Source organism: Pseudomonas sp. GL_117, assembly GCF_057835125.1.
Window position 1 is genome coordinate 5,000,866 of record NZ_CM174418.1, and the last position, 17,371, is coordinate 5,018,236.

Genomic DNA, 17,371 nt, shown 5'->3' on the forward strand with positions numbered 1-17,371 from the left:
CTGTCTTCGTCTGTCCCAGTTTTTCCAAGGAATCGGAATATGCTGCGCCGTCGCATGCTGATCATGTTTGCTGTCGTGCTGTTCATTGTCCTGCTGCTGGGGGGCTATAAAGCCTTTTCCATCTACCAGCAGATCCAGGTCTTTGCCAAGCCCAAGCCCGCCGTAAGCGTGGCCGTTGCCACCGCGACCGAGCAGCCATGGCAGCAACGCCTGCCGTCGGTGGGCACGCTCAAGGCCTTGCAAGGGGTCAACCTCAGCCTGGAGGTGGCCGGTACGGTCAAGGACGTGCAGTTCGAATCCGGGCAGAAGGTCAAGGCCGGGCAGCCCCTGGTGCAACTCGACAGCGCGGTGGAAAGCGCGCTGCTGGAAACCGCCCAGGCCGACCTGGGCCTGGCACAGCTCGATTACGGACGCGGCAGCCAACTGGTGGGCAGCCAGGCAATCTCCAAGGGCGAGTTCGATCGCCTCTCTGCACAACTGCAAAAGAACAAGGCCACGGTCAATCAGCTCAAGGCGTCGCTGGCGAAGAAACATATCGTCGCGCCGTTCAGCGGCACCATCGGCATTCGCCAGGTGGACGTCGGCGACTACCTGGCCAGCGGCACGGTGATCGCCACCTTGCAGGACCTCAGCAGCCTCTACGTCGACTTCTACGTCCCCGAACAATCGGTGCCCAAAATCGCCCTCGGCCAGGCCGTGCAGGTGCAAGTCTCGGCCTGGCCAGGCCAGCAGTTCCCCGGCAATATCAGCGCGATCAACCCCAAGGTGGAAAACACCACGCGCAACGTGCTGGTGCGCGCCACCCTGGCCAACCCGGACGGCAAGTTGCTGCCCGGTATGTTCACCAGCCTGGACGTGTTGCTGCCAGATCCGACCGCGCAAGTCGTGGTGCCGGAGGGCGCGATCACCTACACCCTCTACGGCAATTCGGTGTACGCCGTGGCCGAGAAAAAGGCCGAAGACGGCACGCCGGAAAAAGACGCCCACGGCCAGCCCGTGCTGATCGCCGAGCGGCGCTTTGTCGAGACCGGTGAGCGCCGCGCTGGCCTGGTGTTGGTGAGCAAGGGCCTCAAAGCCGGCGAGCAGGTGGTCAGCGCCGGCCAGCTCAAGCTGGACAACGGCACGCCCATCGCCATCAGCCCGGACAAAAACCTGCCGGCAGGGCACTGAGCCATGAAGTTCACAGACGCCTTTATCCGCCGTCCGGTGCTGGCCATGGTGGTCAGCCTGCTGATCGTATTACTGGGCATGCAGGCCTACAGCAAGTTGCCGCTGCGCCAATACCCGAGCATGGAAAACGCCCTGATCACGGTGACCACCGCCTACCCCGGTGCCAACGCCGAAACGATCCAGGGCTACATCACCCAACCGTTGCAGCAAAGCCTGGCGAGCGCCGAGGGCATCGACTACATGACCTCGGTCAGTCGGCAGAATTTCTCGGTGATCTCGATCTACGCGCGCATCGGCTCCAACAGCGACCGCTTGTTCACCGAGCTGCTGGCCAAGGCCAACGAGGTAAAGAACAAGCTGCCCCAGGACGCCGAAGACCCGGTGCTGAGCAAAGAGGCCGCTGACGCCTCGGCGCTGATGTACATCAGTTTCTCCAGCGGGCAATTGAGCAACCCGCAGATCACCGACTACCTGTCGCGGGTGATCCAGCCCAAGCTCGCGACCCTGCCGGGCATGGCCGAAGCGGAGATCCTCGGCAACCAGGTGTTCGCCATGCGCATCTGGCTCGACCCGGTGAAACTCGCCGGTTTCGGCCTCAGCGCCAGCGACATCACCGACGCGGTGCGCCACTACAACTTTCTCTCCGCCGCCGGCGAGGTAAAGGGCGAGTTCGTGGTCACCAGCATCAACGCCAACACCGACCTCAAGTCCGCCGAAGCGTTTGGCGCCATTACCGTCAAGGCCGACGGCGACAGCCGCGTACTGCTGCGGGATGTGGCACGGGTGGAAATGGGCGCGGAAAACTACAACGCCATCAGCTCGTTCGGCGGCACGCCGTCGGTGTACATCGGCATCAAGGCGACGCCCAGCGCCAACCCGCTGGAGGTGATCAAGGAAGTGCGCAAGATCATGCCGCAGTTGGAATCCCAGCTGCCGCCCAACCTCAAGGCAGAAATTGCCTACGACGCCACGCTGTTTATCCAGGCGTCCATCAACGAGGTGGTCAAGACCCTGTTCGAAGCGGTGCTGATCGTGATCGTGGTGGTGTTCCTGTTCCTCGGCGCCCTGCGCTCGGTGGTGATTCCGGTGATCACCATCCCGTTGTCGATGATCGGCGTGCTGTTTTTCATGCAGTTGATGGGTTACTCGATCAACCTGCTGACGCTGCTGGCGATGGTCTTGGCCATCGGCCTGGTGGTGGACGATGCGATCGTGGTGGTGGAAAACATCCACCGGCATATCGAGGAAGGCAAGACGCCCCTGGATGCGGCGCTCGAAGGTGCGCGGGAAATCGCCCTGCCGGTGGTGTCGATGACCATCACCCTGGCGGCGGTGTATGCGCCCATCGGTTTTCTTGAAGGGCTCACCGGGGCGCTGTTCAAGGAGTTCGCGCTGACATTGGCCGGCGCGGTGATCATCTCCGGCATCATTGCCCTGACCTTGTCGCCGATGATGTGCGCGCTGTTGTTGCGCCATGACGAAAACCCATCCGGCCTCGCCCATCGCCTCGACCGCATTTTCGACGGCCTCAAGCGTCGCTACCAAAGCCTGCTGCACGGCACCCTGAACACGCGCCCGGTGGTGATCGTGTTTGCGCTGATCGTGCTGGGCCTGATCCCGGTGTTCCTCAAGTTCACCCAGTCGCAACTGGCCCCGGATGAAGACCAGGGCATCATTTTCATGATGGCCAGCGCGCCGCAACCGGCCAACCTGGACTACCTCAACACCTACACCGACGAGTTCGTAAAAATCTTCAAGGAGTTCCCGGAGTACTACTCGTCGTTCCAGATCAACGGCTTCAACGGCGTGCAATCGGGCATCGGCGGTTTTCTGCTCAAGCCATGGAACGAGCGCAGCCGCACCCAGATGCAAATCCTCCCCGAGGTGCAGCACCGCCTGGAGCAGATTCCCGGCCTGCAAGTGTTCGGCTTCAACCTGCCGTCCCTGCCGGGCACGGGCGAAGGCTTGCCGTTCGGCTTTGTGATCAACACTGCCAACGATTACGAGTCGTTGCTGGAGGTGGCCAACCGGGTGAAAAAGCGCGCGATGGAGTCGGGCAAGTTCGCGTTTGTCGACATCGACCTGGCGTTCGACAAACCTGAAATCGTGGTGGACATCGACCGCGCCAAGGCGGCGCAGATGGGCGTGTCGATGCAGGACCTTGGCGGCACCCTGGCGACGTTGCTGGCGGAGGCGGAGATCAACCGGTTCACCCTGGACGGGCGCAGTTACAAGGTGATCGCCCAGGTCGAACGCGCCTACCGTGACAACCCCGATTGGTTGAACAATTACTACGTGAAAAACAACAAGGGTGAGCTGCTGCCATTGTCGACGCTGATTACACTCTCCGACCGCGCCCGACCTCGGCAGTTGAACCAGTTCCAGCAGCTCAACTCGGCGCTGATCTCGGGTTTCCCGATTGTCAGCATGGGTGAAGCGATAGACACGGTGCGCCAGATTGCCATCGAAGAAACACCGCCCGGCTACGCGTTCGACTACAGCGGCGCATCCCGGCAATTTATCCAGGAAGGCACGGCGCTGTGGGTGACCTTTGGCCTGGCCTTGGCGATTATCTTCCTGGTGCTGGCGGCGCAGTTCGAAAGCTTTCGCGACCCGCTGGTGATCCTGGTAACGGTGCCGTTGTCGATCTGCGGGGCGTTGATTCCCCTGTTCCTCGGCTGGTCGAGCATGAACATCTATACCCAGGTGGGGTTGGTCACCTTGATCGGGCTGATCAGCAAGCACGGGATTCTGATCGTCGAGTTTGCCAACCAACTGCGCAAGGACAAGGGCCTGACACCTCGCCAGGCCGTGGAAGAAGCCGCGGCGATTCGCTTGCGCCCAGTGCTGATGACCACCGCCGCCATGGTGTTCGGCATGGTGCCGCTGATCCTCGCCACTGGCGCCGGGGCAGTGAGCCGGTTTGACATCGGCATGGTGATTGCGACGGGGATGTCGATTGGCACGTTGTTTACGCTGTTTGTGCTGCCGTGCGTCTACACCCTGCTGGCCAGACCTGATAAGCCCTGAACCTTGTCCTGCGGGCCAATCCCCCTGACCCGAACCTTGTAGTGAGCGGGCTTGCCCCGCGCTGGGTGGCGAAGCCGCCCTAAACGGTACGCCGCGGTGCATCAGAAAGACCGAGGTGCCGGGATTTGGGGCGGCTTCGCCACCCAGCGCGGGGCAAGCCCGCTCACTACAGGCAAAAAAAAGGCCTCGCAGTGCGAGGCCTTATTCAGGGGGGTTGAATCGTTTCAACTTTGCGGCCTCATGCCTTGAGACATCCCAAACATGAACAGCAACAATTCATGATCAGGCTTGACCGCCGTGCTCGCCTTGGCAACGCGCGGCAACAGGCATTGCGCGCCACCCTGCGTGGCACTGAGCACTTGTGTGCGAGGTTGTTCCCACGCCGCCAGGGCGAGCGCCGCAACGCCCAGCGCCCCAACCAGGAACAGACCTCGTGCTATTTCTAGCTTCATCTGGTTAAACCCTTGATAGCGCTGCCAAACGCCGTCTCGTAAAAGTAGCTGAGTTTGTTCCAGTCAGCGCTGCTCCACGACGAATGGCGCCGCAACTGCTGCATGTCGTGGGAAGCCGCGCGATAAGCGGTCAGCCGCTGTCGGCATTTTTCGAAGTCCAGCAAGGCAATCTCCACATTGGCCGAGTCGCCTTCGCCGGTGACACGAATAAAGATGTGCTTGATGTACAGGCAGCCATGTTGCCAGCGCCCCTTGTGCATACGCACCAGCGTGCCGGCCAACTCCTTGAGCACACGTTCGTGAACCAATTCGCCGTACTGTTCGCGGCCACCGGCGGCATACCAGTTTTCGATTTCATCGAAGCCATCCAGGGCGGCCGTCACCAACAGTGCTTTCCATTGGTGCTCGGGGTCGCGACGCGCCCCGCAAAACACCAGGTCCGGCACGCGCACATCAAGAGAGCGCAGGCCCTTGAGCGCATCACGCTCACGCAGCACGGTGGGCCGTCCGAAGGGGTGCAGCCAACTGCGGTAGATGTGGCCGGTCTGGCGCTTGCTGTAGAGCAAGTGGCCGTTCGGACCGGTCACCCGTTGCACGCCACTTTCACCGCCGCGCCGACGATTGGGTTCCTCGACCCATTCGCCCTGCTGGCGCCAGAAAAAATCAAATCTCTCCTCCGGAGCTACGTGACTGCCCGCTACGCACTCAACTGCCATCCTGTTACCTCTTTCTCAGTACATACACTCGCCACATGGCGTAGAGCGGCATGAAGTCCAGAGATTCCTGAACGCGGAAACCGGCCTGTTCGAATTCGTCTTCAACAGTAGCAGCTGGTAACACAAAGCGGTTTTGGTAACCTTCTTGCTCACCTTCGCCACGCCGTTTTTCTTCGAGACGCTTACGCTTCCAGGCCTTGAAATTGCCATCGACCCACAATGAAAGGATCACGCTGTCGCGCGTAACCCGCTGAAACTCGCGCAGTATCGCGACCCGATGCGCCGGATCACCAATATGGTGTAGCAGACGCATACAGAAAATGCTGTCGACCGAGTTATCCGGCAAATCGATATCAAAGGCAGATGTCTGCAAGGGTCGTACCCGTTTCACCACATCGGCGGGTTGGGCGGCCATTGCGACCTTCAACATCGATTCGGAATTGTCCGCACCAATGATCACGCGGTTGGGTTTTTCGGCCAACAGCGGCCAGAAACGCCCGGCGCCACAAGGCAGGTCCAGCACCAGCCCAGGCTCACCAGCCATGGCCAACGCACCACGGGCCAATTGCTCGTCGCGTTTGTGGGACAACCGGCGAGCCAGATTGTCCTGATGCTTGAGCAAATATTCTTGGGCGTGCTGATCGTCGTACTTATCGGAAAATTCGAGCTTGATCGGGGAAGACATCAACGGATCTCCAGTAGCTGATGCCTACAACCTTAAGCACCCTACTGTGATCATCAGGTCAACTGTTTGTGAAAAAGTTGTCCTGTCGAATCCCATACATTTCAAGACTTTACAGACACATTCAGTATCATTGGGCCATGTTCGCCGAAATTCGACGCAAGCTTGCCGCAGCATAACGGCAAGCCTGGCCCTCAGGACTTGACCTGGCTCAGCTCAACATGAAAGCGGCAGCCGTTGGGTTCCATGGTGCTCAAGCTGACGCTCCAGCCCTGGTTCTCACAGATCCGTTGCACCAGCGACAAGCCCAGGCCGAGGCCTTCGCCGCGCTTCTCGCTGCCACGCACGAAGGGCTCGAACATGGCTTCGCGTTTGTCTTCCGGGATACCGACGCCCGAGTCTTCCACCACGAAGCCTTCGGGCTCCAGCGTCAGGCGGATAAAGCCGTGCTCGGTGTAGTGCAAGGCATTGCGCAGCAGGTTGCCCATCACCGCGTGCAGGAAGGTCGCGTTGTAGCGGGTATCCAGCGGGTTGCCCGGTTGGTAGATCAACTCCAGGCCCTTGCACTCGATAGGTTCGCGCCAGAGGCCGAGCAAGTCGTCGGCCACCTGTTTGAGGGTCACCCGAGGCGACATGCTGCCATCGTCATGCTGGGCCCGGGCCAGCATCAGGAAGGTCTGCACCAGTTCGCGCATTTCCGCGCAGGCGCGAGCGATCCGCTCCACCTGGTTACGCCCACGCTGGTCGATGGCGGGGTTTTCCAGCAGCAATTCACAGGAGCTGGCCAGCACCATCAGCGGCGTGCGCAATTCGTGACTGACATCGCTGGTAAACAACTGCTCGCGAGACAACGCCTGCCGCAAACGCCCCAGCGTGGCATCGAACGCCACGGCCAGTTCGCCCACTTCATCGGCCGCGTAGTCCGGCGCCAGGGGCGGTGCAAGGCCCAGCAACTGGTCGCGATGACGCACCTGGCGGGCCAGACGCACCACCGGCGCCATCACTTTGCGCGCCAGCACCCAGCCGAGGAATACCGCCAGGGCCAGGCTGAGCACAAAGCCCACCAACACGACGGCAAACAGTACGCGCTCACGCTCTTCGAAATCGCTTTGATCCTGCAGCAATACGTAGCGCCGACCGTCCACCACTTCGACCATGGCGTGGTACGACAGCGACTCACGGAACACTTCATGGAAGCCGGGCTCAAGGTGACGCAGATCCTTGGGCAGGTCGAAATCACCGGGGCCGCCGCTGAAATAAAACAGCTGGTCCGGCTCGGGGCGGTGGTTCCAGTCCTCGACGCTGTCCATCAGCAGCAGACGTTGCAAGTCACCGCCGAGGCCCGCCGAGATCAATTTCTCTTCCACCAGGTGCACGGTCGCAACGATGCCCATGGCGAAGGCCCCCGCGACCAACGCGCTCATCAAGGCAAAGGCGATGATGATCCGTTGGGCAAGGCTTTGCTTAAACTCCATCACGCCCCTCGGCCAGGCGATAACCGACACCGTGCACCGTTTGCAGCAATGGCTTGGCGAACGGTTTATCGATTACTTGGCGCAATTGGTGGACGTGGCTACGCAGGCTGTCGCTATCAGGGCAGTCATCACCCCACAGGGCTTCTTCAAGGATTTCGCGGCGCAGTACATGCGGGCTTTTTTGCATCAGCACCGCCAGCAGCTTCAGGCCGACCGGGTTGAGCTTGAGCAGGCGCCCTTCGCGGGTGACTTCCAGGGTGTCGAGATCGTAATGCAGGTCGGCCACTTGCAGGGCACGCCGCCCGCCACCCTGGGCGCGGCGCAGTACGGCTTCGATGCGCGCGGCCAACTCCGACAGGGCAAAGGGTTTGAGCAAGTAGTCATCGGCGCCGGACTTGAAGCCCTGCAGCCGGTCATCCAGTTGGTCGCGCGCGGTGAGCATGATCACTGGCGTGTCGCGACGGGCGTCTTCGCGCAGGCGTTTGCACAGGGTGTAGCCATCGATACCGGGCAGCATGATGTCGAGCACGATCAGGTCGTAATGCTCGGTGGCGGCCAGGTGCAGGCCCGACAAGCCGTCCTGCGCACAGTCAACGGTATAGCCTTTGAGCCCCAGGTAATCGGCCAGGTTGGCCAGAATATCGCGGTTGTCTTCAACCAATAGAATTCGCATGGGCAGTGTCTCCGTACGCGGTAACGGCCGTGTTGGCTCGCGCAGCTTAAGGCCAAGTGTGGTTCAGGGATAGACCTGAAAGACCGGTCGATAAAGGATTTCAACTGATTTAACCTTACAACGAGTTTTTCACTATAGCTTCACAAACTGACTACAGTGTCAGCACGAAGATCGCCGCCCATCGATATAAGGAATTTGGACATGGGGTTTCTCAAAACCGCGCCTATGCGCTATTTGCTGCTTGTAACCGGGGCCTGGCTCCTGGTTTTCCTGCTCACGCGTGGCGTGTTGCTCATCACTCACCTCGATGAAGTCAGCGGCAACCTGCTGCCGGTGTTTGGCGTGGGCCTGCTGTACGACCTGGGTTTCCTCGCCTACGCCGCCCTGCCGCTGGGCCTGTATCTGCTGCTCTGCCCGCCTGCGCTGTGGCGCCGCCGTGGCCATCGCTGGTTCCTGCAAGCGGTGCTCAGCGTCAGCCTGTTCGCGATGCTGTTTACCTCGGTGGCCGAGTGGCTGTTCTGGGATGAATTCGGCGTGCGCTTCAACTTTATTGCCGTCGATTACCTGGTGTATTCCGACGAGGTCTTGAACAACCTGCTGGAGTCCTACCCGATCGGCAAACTGCTCAGCCTGCTGGCGATGCTCGCGATTGTGTTGAGCCTGGTCCTGCGCAAGCCGTTCAACGCGGCGATGAACGCGCCGCTGCCGCCACTGCGTGGGCGCCTGGTGACTGCGTTGAGCCTGCTGGTCATCACGGGCCTGAGCCTGCAGCTGATCAGCCAGGACAGCCCGCGCACCCAAGGCGGCAATGCCTACAACAACGAACTGGCCAGCAACGGCCCGTATCAGTTTTTCGCCGCCTTCCGCAACAACGAGCTGGACTACCCGCAGTTCTACAAAACACTGCCGGCAGATGTAGTCGCCCAGCAATTGCGGGCCGAACTCAGCGAGCCCAATGCACGCTTCATCGGCAAAGACCCGCTGGATATTCGCCGCGCCATCGACAACCCCGGCACGCTGCGCAAACCCAACATCGTGCTGGTGACCATCGAAAGCTTCAGCGCCAAGTACATGGGCAGCAACGGCGATGAACGCAACCTGACGCCCAACCTCGACGCCCTGCGCAAGCAAAGCCTGTACTTCAACAACTTCTACGCCACCGGCACTCGCACCGACCGCGGCCTGGAAGCGATCACCCTGGCGATCCCTCCGACGCCCGGCCGCTCGATCGTCAAGCGCATTGGCCGCGAAAGCGGTTTCGCCAGCCTCGGCCAGCAACTCAGTGCCATTGGCTACGACAGCGTGTTCGTCTATGGCGGGCGCGGTTACTTCGACAACATGAACGCGTTTTTCAGCGGCAACGGTTATCGGGTGGTGGACCAGAGCAGCGTGCCGGAAGCGGAAATCTCGTTTAAAAACGCCTGGGGCATGGCCGACGAAGATCTCTACAAACAAACCCTGAAACTGGCCGATGCCGACTACGCCAGGCAGCAACCGTTCTTGCTGCAACTGATGACCACCTCCAACCACCGCCCCTACACCTACCCGGACGGGCGCATCGACATCAAGTCCGGCAACGGTCGTGACGGCGCGGTGAAATACACCGACCACGCCATCGGCGAATTCCTGCAGGCGGCGCGCCAGAAACCCTGGTTCGATAACACGATCTTCGTGTTCGTCGCCGACCACACCGCCGGCAGCGCGGGCAAGGAAGACCTGCCCATCACCAACTACCAGATTCCGCTGTTCGTCTATGCACCCAAGCTGATCGACCCTCGGGAGTCCGCGCAACTGGCCAGCCAGATCGACCTTGCGCCGACGTTGTTGGGGCTGATCAACCTGAGCTACGAATCGACCTTCTTTGGCCGCAACCTGTTGCAGGACAACCCACTGCCACCGCGCGTGGTGGTCGGCAACTATCAGCACCTGGGCTTGTTTGACGGTAAGGACCTGGCGATCCTCAGCCCACGCCAGGGCTTGCGCCGCCACGACCAGGCCCTGGGTGAGAGCCAGGAGTCGCGGGTGGGCAGCGATGATCCGTTGATCCAGCGAGCGATCACCTACTACCAGGCAGCCAGTTATGGGTTCAAGCAGCAGTTGTTGAGCTGGAAGGGCCCCAAGGATGCGAGCCCGCAACTGACCGAACGCTAAGGCTGGCTTGTGGGGGGCTGGCTTGTGTGGGAGCTGGCTTGCCTGCGATAAAGGCAACTCGGTGTATCAGTAGATACCGAGGCGATGCTATCGCAGGCAAGCCAGCTCCCACAGTTTGATGTGTGCATACAGTCTAGACACTGGCCACAAGCCACAAAAAAGCCCCGCCTGCATCACTGCAGGCGGGGCTTTTTCAGTGCGGGGGTAAGGCTGGCTTACATCATGCCGCCCATGCCACCCATGCCGCCCATGTCTGGCATACCGCCGCCAGCGCCTTCAGCCTTTGGCTTGTCAGCAATCCCAACTTCGGTGGTCAGCAGCAGACCAGCGATAGAAGCGGCAGCCTGCAACGCCGAACGGGTTACTTTGGTTGGGTCCAGGATACCCATCTCAACCATGTCACCGTATTCGCTGGTCGCGGCGTTGTAACCGTAGTTACCTTTACCGTTCTTCACTTCGTTGACCACAACACTTGGCTCGTCGCCGCTGTTGGAAGCGATCTGACGCAGTGGCGATTCAACGGCACGACGCAGAACAGCGATACCAACGTTCTGGTCAGCGTTGTCGCCTTTGAGGTCAACCAGGGCTTCCAGAGCACGGATCAGCGCAACGCCACCGCCAGGTACCACGCCTTCTTCAACGGCTGCACGGGTAGCGTGCAGGGCGTCTTCAACGCGGGCTTTCTTCTCTTTCATTTCTACTTCGGAACCAGCGCCAACCTTGATCACTGCAACGCCGCCGGACAGCTTGGCCAGACGTTCTTGCAGTTTTTCACGGTCGTAGTCGGACGAAGTCTCGGCAACCTGGGCGCGGATCTGGGTGATGCGCGACTGGATGTCAGCGTCAACGCCAGCACCGTCAACGATGATGGTGGCTTCCTTGGAGATGGTCACGCGCTTGGCGCTGCCCAGGTTTTCCAGGGTGGCGCTTTCCAGGCTCAGGCCGATCTCTTCGGAGATAACGGTACCGCCGGTCAGAACGGCGATGTCCTGCAGCATGGCCTTGCGACGGTCGCCGAAGCCTGGAGCCTTGACGGCTGCAACCTTGACGATGCCACGCATGTTGTTCACAACCAGAGTCGCCAGGGCTTCGCCTTCAACGTCTTCGGAAACGATCAGCAGTGGACGGCCGGCTTTGGCAACGGCTTCCAGCACTGGCAGCATTTCGCGGATGTTCGAGATCTTTTTGTCGACCAGCAGGATCAGCGGGCTTTCCAGCTCGGCAACCATGGTGTCTGGCTTGTTGACGAAGTACGGGGACAGGTAGCCACGGTCGAACTGCATGCCTTCTACAACCGACAGTTCGTTTTCCAGGCCAGTGCCTTCTTCAACGGTGATCACGCCTTCTTTACCGACTTTTTCCATGGCTTCGGCAATGATGTCGCCGATGGAGCTGTCGGAGTTGGCAGAGATAGTACCTACCTGAGCGATAGCCTTGGTGTCAGCGCATGGCTTGGACAGGTTTTTCAGCTCGGCAACAACGGCGATGGTCGCCTTGTCGATACCGCGCTTGAGGTCCATCGGGTTCATGCCGGCAGCGACGGCTTTCAGGCCTTCGTTGACGATCGACTGAGCCAGTACGGTGGCGGTGGTGGTGCCGTCGCCTGCGTCATCGTTGGCACGGGAGGCAACGTCTTTGACCAGCTGCGCGCCCATGTTTTCGAAACGGTCTTCCAGTTCGATTTCTTTGGCGACGGAAACGCCGTCCTTGGTGATGGTCGGAGCGCCGAAGCTCTTCTCGATGATCACGTTACGGCCTTTAGGGCCCAGGGTCGCTTTTACTGCGTCAGCCAGGATGTTGACACCGGTGAGCATTTTCTTACGGGCGGAGTCGCCGAATTTAACTTCTTTAGCAGCCATGATCGATATTCCTTAAATACTTTGTAGTAACGGGAAAATGAGCGGGGAAATCAGTCTTCCAGAACGGCGAGAATCTCGTTCTCAGCCATAACCAGCAGGTCTTCGCCGTCGACTTTCACAGTGTTGCTGCCGGAGTAAGGACCGAATACAACCTTGTCACCGACTTTAACTGCCAGCGCACGAACATCACCGTTTTCCAGAGTCTTGCCTGGGCCTGCAGCGACGATCACACCGTGGTTGGCTTTTTCAGCAGCCGAACCTGGCAGAACGATACCGCCGGCGGTTTTCTTTTCTTCTTCGCTGCGCTTGATAACGACGCGGTCGTGCAGAGGACGAAGCTTGCTCATTGTCGATCTCTCCTAATTGTGTTTTTCATCGGCCGGTATCAGTACCGGCGGGTTGTATTCCGGCTGTGCCGGTCGCGTCTCGCCAAGCAAGACGCGGAAGTCTGTCTGGTGTTGCCACCAGAAACCTTGCGGTGACCGTTACATAAGGGCGTACAAGCCGATTACAAGGGGCCTCGGCGGAAATTTTTTACGTGTGCCGACGGCTGAAAGCAACACGGCACCCGAAGGTGCCGTGCCAAAGAAGCGGTTATTTGCTGTCGCGATGTTCGAACTCGCCTTCGATCACATCCCCTTCACGCCCCAGCGGTTGGCGCGGGGCCGGGCCGCCACGGGGTTGCAGGTCGTCGGCGAAAGCCCGCTGGCGCAGCGCTGCCTCTTCGGCGCGCTGGCGCATCTTGCCGGCAAGCAACTTGCGCGAGAACGGCAACAGCAACACCAGGCCAACGACGTCGCTGACGAAACCCGGCAGGATCAACAAGCCGCCGGCCAGGGCCATCATCAGGCCTTCAAGCATGGTCTGGGCTGGCAGCTCGCCACGGTTCAAGCTCTCACGGGCACGCAGCGCAGTGGCCAGGCCGGCGACGCGCAGCACCAGCACGCCAAGCATCGAGCCGAGAATGATCAGCAGCAGCGCCGGGAAAAACCCGATGGCTCCGCTGACCTGAACGAAGACGAACAGCTCCAACACTGGAAATAGCAGAAAGAGCAATAAAAAAGGGCGCATCAAATGGTTCCTCAACGCAAGAATGCCTTGCTAGTCCACCTTAGATGACGTCGCCGTTTCGTGAATTCAAGCGCTGGCCACTGTTTTTTTCGGCCAGACCTCGGCGTGAGCCAATGAAACCAAGGCTTCGCGCACTTGTGTCGGCGTATTGCAAGACTCCGCGAAGGGCAACCAATGCAACGACTGGCCGATACGCAGGTGCATGCCTTCGCTGTCGATGCCGGCCAGTTGCGCAGGTTCGGAGGTAGGCAAGCCGGCCAAGGCGACATAGTGGGCGATGGCCTTGGCGTGGTCGCTGTTCATGTGCTCGATCATGCTGCGCTCGGCCTTGCCGGCGAACGGGTTGGCCAGGGTGAGTTGATCAACCCAATGAATCGCGCCAAATCCGCCGATGTAGCGATGACGCACGGGCTTGAGCACCCAGAAGTCGAAGTCGTGAGCCTTGTGGTAGTTGGCCGAGTCGGGAAAGTAACGGTAATAACGCTCTGCCGCCGCTTCGATCGCCGCCGGGTCGTCGATCTTTTCGGCCTCGGCCAGGTAGGTCAGGCGCCCCACTGCTTGCACGTCGTCCGCCTCGCGCTCGCCGACCAGCAGCGAGCACTTGGGGTCTTTTTGCAGGTTATGAGTGTGCTGGGCAATGCGGCTGATCAGGATCAGCGGGCGGCCCTGCTCGTCCAGGCAGTACGGCACCACGGAGCCGAAGGGAAAACCGGGCATGGCCTTCGATTGTGTGGCGAGAGCCCCACGGTATTCCTTGAGCAACAGCTCTCGGGCGTTCTTGGCAACCTGTGCGCTCAACGTATGACTCCTCGGGTATTCAGCCGCCCATGGCATATGGGAATGGATCTCAACACAAGGTAATCAATATCGGCGAAGGTTGCCAAGCGGGTTTTGTGCAGCCTTATTACCAGGCCACGCCGAAGCCGGCGGTATAGCGGGTCTTGCTCAGGCTGCTGTCGGAGTCGCCGCTGATGATGTCGCGCTCGGCCTTGAGGTTGAGGGACGCCCATTCGGTGACTTTGTAGCGCAGGCCCATTTCCGCATCCAGGGAATAATCGATCGGCCCGTCGATCGGCTTGCCCAATTCGCCCATGGTGAAGAACTCGACGGTCTTGCCCACCAGGTAGCGGTTGTAGTTCCACTTCATCGCTGCCGAGTAGAAATGGTCCTTGCCGCCCTCGGCATATTCATAATCGGTGCGGTTGATCAGCGAGCCGAGGGAGAACGCGCCCAGTTCATCATCCCAGAACTGGTAGCCCGGGCCTGTACCGACGGTGCGCTGGCGGGACAGGTCTTCAACCTTGTCGCGCTTGTAGGTTAAACGGCCCTGCCAGAACCAGTGTTCGGTGAGGAAGCGGTCCAGGTCATATTCCAGCGCCCAGTTGTCGGTGGTGGTCACGTCGTCCTGGAACTCGCGGTTGTACTCGCCCTGCCCGGTGTGGCGCCATTGGCCATGCCGCGCGCTGGTCTTGAAGTCGATGTCGTAGTCATTGGTGTCTTTCTCGGCGCGCTTGTAGTCCAGCGCCAGGTCGACATTGCCCTTCCATACCAGGTCTTCGATGACCGGCTTGGGCTTGATGATCTGCTGGATGCTGGCCAAATCGACCGTCTTCGGCGCCTCGCCGTTGGCCAGCACCACCTTGCCATCCTCTGCCGCCCTCAGGGACTTGGCCTTCTCGCCCGTGTAGGCATCCTGCTTGACCAGCAACTCCTGGTCGCTCTCCAGGGTCTTCACCTGCTTCCAGTCCACCGGGATGGCGCCTGCGTAGTCGGTCTGAATCAGCAGCTTGCCACCGTCGAAGACTTTGATCTTGCCGCTCAGGCGGTCACCGTTCTTCAACCAGACGGTGTCAGCCAGCAAGGGCGTGGAAGCACTGAAAACAGCAAGGCACAGCAGGGTTCTGGACAACATAAGCGGATTCGGAGCTCAGGATTGGCGAAAAGGGCGCGTTATCGTGTTAGATAGCTAGGACTGACTCAAGGATTTATATTGAGTTCAATTCTCATCGGCACGTTTACAGACGTTTCTTACAATAAGACCGATGTTTTCAACGGATGCGCCACAGTGAATCAACCCGCCGATACGCCGCAAAGCCCTGCCGAAATGCGCCGTACCGCGCTATACCTGACGCTGGCCCAAGTGCCTGAAGGTTGCGTGGTGAGCTACGGTGAGCTGGCCCATCTGGCGGGTTTGGGCCGCGCCGCACGCTGGGTCGGACGCACCCTCAGCCAGTTGCCCGAAGACACGCGCCTGCCCTGGCATCGGGTGTTGGGTGCCGGCGGTCGGATAAGTCTGCCGGTGGGCAGCGCCTCGGGCGACGAACAACGTGCGCGTTTACGCAGCGAAGGTGTCAGTATCCTGAACAATCGCGTGGATATTCAGCGTCATGGCTGGCGCCCGGTAGAGCACAGCGGTTAGAGTGCGCGCTTTGTTTCCGCAAACCTGAGGCAGACTCCAGCCCATGCCCCGTAAAACCTGGCGCGCCGCGCTCGCTGCCTATGCCAGCCCCTCGACGTTGGTCCTGTTGTTGCTCGGCTTTGCCGCCGGCCTGCCTTACATGTTGGTGTTCTCGACGCTTTCTGTGTGGTTGCGTGAGGCCGGAGTGGCTCGCGAAACCATCGGCTATGCGAGCCTGATCGGTTTGGCCTACGCCTTTAAATGGGTCTGGTCGCCACTGCTCGACCAATGGCGCCTGCCGCTGCTGGGCAAACTCGGACGTCGTCGTTCCTGGCTGGTATTGGCCCAGTCGCTGGTGATCCTCGGATTGATCGGCATGGGTTTCTGCGACCCGCAGAAACACTTGTCCTGGCTGATCGCCATCGCGGTCGTGGTGGCCTTCGCGTCCGCCACCCAAGACATTGCCGTCGACGCCTACCGCCTGGAAATCGCCGACGACACCCGCCAGGCCGCCCTGGCCGCCAGCTACATGTCCGGCTACCGCATCGCCGCCCTGCTGGCCACGGCCGGCGCACTGTTCTTTGCCGAAGGTTTCGGCTCTACCGGGTTCAACTATCAACACTCGGCGTGGCTCGGCACCTATGTGCTGTTTGGCGTGCTGATGGTGCCTGCGCTGCTGACCACCCTGTTCATGCGTGAACCGAACGTGCCACTGCGCACCCAGTTGCAAGCCGGACGCTACAGTTTTGTGCACCAGCTGGTCTCGGTATTCGTGCTGATCGTGCTGTTGGTGTCGGTGCCGGCGATGTTCACCCAGCTGTACAACACCGATTTCGACAGCGTGCTGTTCCACGGCATGAGCGTGTGGGACCTGCTGATGGACGACCGCGCGTTCCTGCGCGCCATCCTCTATATCACCCTCACCGCCTTGTGCCTGTCAGCCATGGGCCGTCGCGGCCTGGCGCCGGTGCTGACGCCGGTCAACGACTTTATCCTGCGTTACCGCTGGCAGGCGCTGCTGCTGCTCGGGCTGATTGCCACCTATCGCATGTCCGATACGGTGATGGGCGTGATGGCCAACGTGTTCTACATCGACCAGGGCTTCACCAAGGACCAGATCGCCGGAGTCAGCAAGATCTTCGGCCTGATCATGACCCTGCTCGGCGCCGGTATGGGCGGCTTGCTGATTGTGCGGTTCGGTATCCTGCCGATCCTGTTCATCGGCGGGATTGCCTCGGCCGGCACCAACCTGCTGTTCGTGATGCTTGCCGACATGGGCCCGGACCTGCAGATGCTGATCTTCACCATCTCCCTGGATAACTTCAGTTCCGGCCTCGCCACTTCGGCGTTCGTGGCCTATCTGTCGAGCCTGACCAACCTCAAGTTCTCCGCCACACAATATGCGCTGCTCAGCTCGATCATGCTGCTGCTGCCACGCCTGATCGGCGGGTACTCGGGGGTGATGGTGGAGAAGTTCGGCTATCACAACTTCTTCCTGATTACCTGCATGCTCGGCGTGCCAACGCTGTTTCTGATCGCGTTGCACTGGTTCCAGGAGAATCGACGGATTCGGTTGAACCCGCCGGTAGAAGACTGAACCTGTGGGAGCGGGCTTGCTCGCGAATGGGGTGGGTCAGTAACGGATTTAGCGCCTGACACTGCGCATTCGCGGGCAAGCCCGCTCCCACATCCCC

15 protein-coding genes are annotated in these 17,371 nt (G+C 60.4%); 5 read left to right on the plus strand and 10 right to left on the minus strand.

Annotated elements, in window-relative coordinates; all coding sequences use genetic code 11:
* Positions 1-39: 39 nt before the first annotated feature.
* Positions 40-1,170 carry an efflux RND transporter periplasmic adaptor subunit gene (locus AC3ISR_RS22785; RefSeq protein ID WP_463984117.1) on the plus strand — a complete coding sequence of 377 codons (1,131 nt, stop codon included), beginning with the start codon at positions 40-42 and terminating at the stop codon, positions 1,168-1,170.
* A gap of 3 nt (positions 1,171-1,173) precedes the next feature.
* Positions 1,174-4,200, plus strand: coding sequence for a multidrug efflux RND transporter permease subunit (locus tag AC3ISR_RS22790; protein ID WP_463984118.1), 3,027 nt, complete (start codon positions 1,174-1,176; stop codon positions 4,198-4,200).
* Between the two features lie 224 nt (positions 4,201-4,424).
* Here the strand turns inward: AC3ISR_RS22790 and AC3ISR_RS22795 are convergent, their stop codons facing one another.
* The 5 genes from AC3ISR_RS22795 to colR form a co-directional block, all read right to left on the minus strand.
* Complete coding sequence (locus AC3ISR_RS22795) at positions 4,425-4,652, minus strand: hypothetical protein (protein ID WP_192299498.1); 228 nt, start codon at positions 4,650-4,652, stop codon at positions 4,425-4,427.
* Positions 4,649-5,368 (minus strand): lipopolysaccharide kinase InaA family protein, encoded by a 720-nt coding sequence (locus AC3ISR_RS22800; protein WP_192299499.1) that lies wholly within the window; start codon positions 5,366-5,368, stop codon positions 4,649-4,651. The genes AC3ISR_RS22795 and AC3ISR_RS22800 overlap by 4 nt, the downstream gene beginning before the upstream one ends.
* A 4-nt stretch (positions 5,369-5,372) precedes the next feature.
* Positions 5,373-6,053 carry a class I SAM-dependent methyltransferase gene (locus tag AC3ISR_RS22805; RefSeq protein ID WP_192299500.1) on the minus strand — a complete coding sequence of 227 codons (681 nt, stop codon included), beginning with the start codon at positions 6,051-6,053 and terminating at the stop codon, positions 5,373-5,375.
* Positions 6,054-6,244: 191 nt separating this feature from the next.
* Complete coding sequence (locus AC3ISR_RS22810; protein ID WP_192299501.1) at positions 6,245-7,525, minus strand: sensor histidine kinase; 1,281 nt, start codon at positions 7,523-7,525, stop codon at positions 6,245-6,247.
* The gene (colR, locus tag AC3ISR_RS22815) at positions 7,515-8,198 is read right to left on the minus strand and encodes a two-component system response regulator ColR (protein WP_016975511.1); all 684 of its coding nucleotides are present in this window, start codon (positions 8,196-8,198) and stop codon (positions 7,515-7,517) included. The genes AC3ISR_RS22810 and colR overlap by 11 nt, the downstream gene beginning before the upstream one ends.
* Positions 8,199-8,399: 201 nt before the next feature.
* Here colR and AC3ISR_RS22820 point away from each other — a divergent pair, with 201 nt between their 5' ends.
* Entirely contained in the window at positions 8,400-10,349 is a 1,950-nt protein-coding gene (locus tag AC3ISR_RS22820; protein WP_463984119.1) for an LTA synthase family protein, read from the plus strand.
* Positions 10,350-10,564: 215 nt separating this feature from the next.
* Here the strand turns inward: AC3ISR_RS22820 and groL are convergent, their stop codons facing one another.
* The 5 genes from groL to AC3ISR_RS22845 form a co-directional block, all read right to left on the minus strand.
* Positions 10,565-12,208 (minus strand): chaperonin GroEL, encoded by a 1,644-nt coding sequence (groL, locus tag AC3ISR_RS22825; protein WP_463984120.1) that lies wholly within the window; start codon positions 12,206-12,208, stop codon positions 10,565-10,567.
* Positions 12,209-12,258: 50 nt separating this feature from the next.
* Complete coding sequence (locus tag AC3ISR_RS22830; RefSeq protein WP_124525003.1) at positions 12,259-12,555, minus strand: co-chaperone GroES; 297 nt, start codon at positions 12,553-12,555, stop codon at positions 12,259-12,261.
* Positions 12,556-12,802: 247 nt separating this feature from the next.
* The gene (locus tag AC3ISR_RS22835; protein ID WP_192299504.1) at positions 12,803-13,279 is read right to left on the minus strand and encodes an FxsA family protein; all 477 of its coding nucleotides are present in this window, start codon (positions 13,277-13,279) and stop codon (positions 12,803-12,805) included.
* Positions 13,280-13,345: 66 nt separating this feature from the next.
* Positions 13,346-14,077, minus strand: coding sequence for a HugZ family pyridoxamine 5'-phosphate oxidase (locus AC3ISR_RS22840; protein WP_192299505.1), 732 nt, complete (start codon positions 14,075-14,077; stop codon positions 13,346-13,348).
* 106 nt (positions 14,078-14,183) lie between these two features.
* Positions 14,184-15,191: a DUF481 domain-containing protein gene (locus AC3ISR_RS22845; protein WP_192299506.1), complete on the minus strand. Its 1,008-nt coding sequence runs from the start codon at positions 15,189-15,191 to the stop codon at positions 14,184-14,186.
* 192 nt (positions 15,192-15,383) lie between these two features.
* Between AC3ISR_RS22845 and AC3ISR_RS22850 the strand changes: the two genes are divergently transcribed.
* Complete coding sequence (locus AC3ISR_RS22850; RefSeq protein ID WP_017139745.1) at positions 15,384-15,698, plus strand: MGMT family protein; 315 nt, start codon at positions 15,384-15,386, stop codon at positions 15,696-15,698.
* Between the two features lie 43 nt (positions 15,699-15,741).
* Positions 15,742-17,274 carry an AmpG family muropeptide MFS transporter gene (locus tag AC3ISR_RS22855; protein ID WP_192299508.1) on the plus strand — a complete coding sequence of 511 codons (1,533 nt, stop codon included), beginning with the start codon at positions 15,742-15,744 and terminating at the stop codon, positions 17,272-17,274.
* The last annotated feature ends 97 nt before the right edge of the window (positions 17,275-17,371 follow it).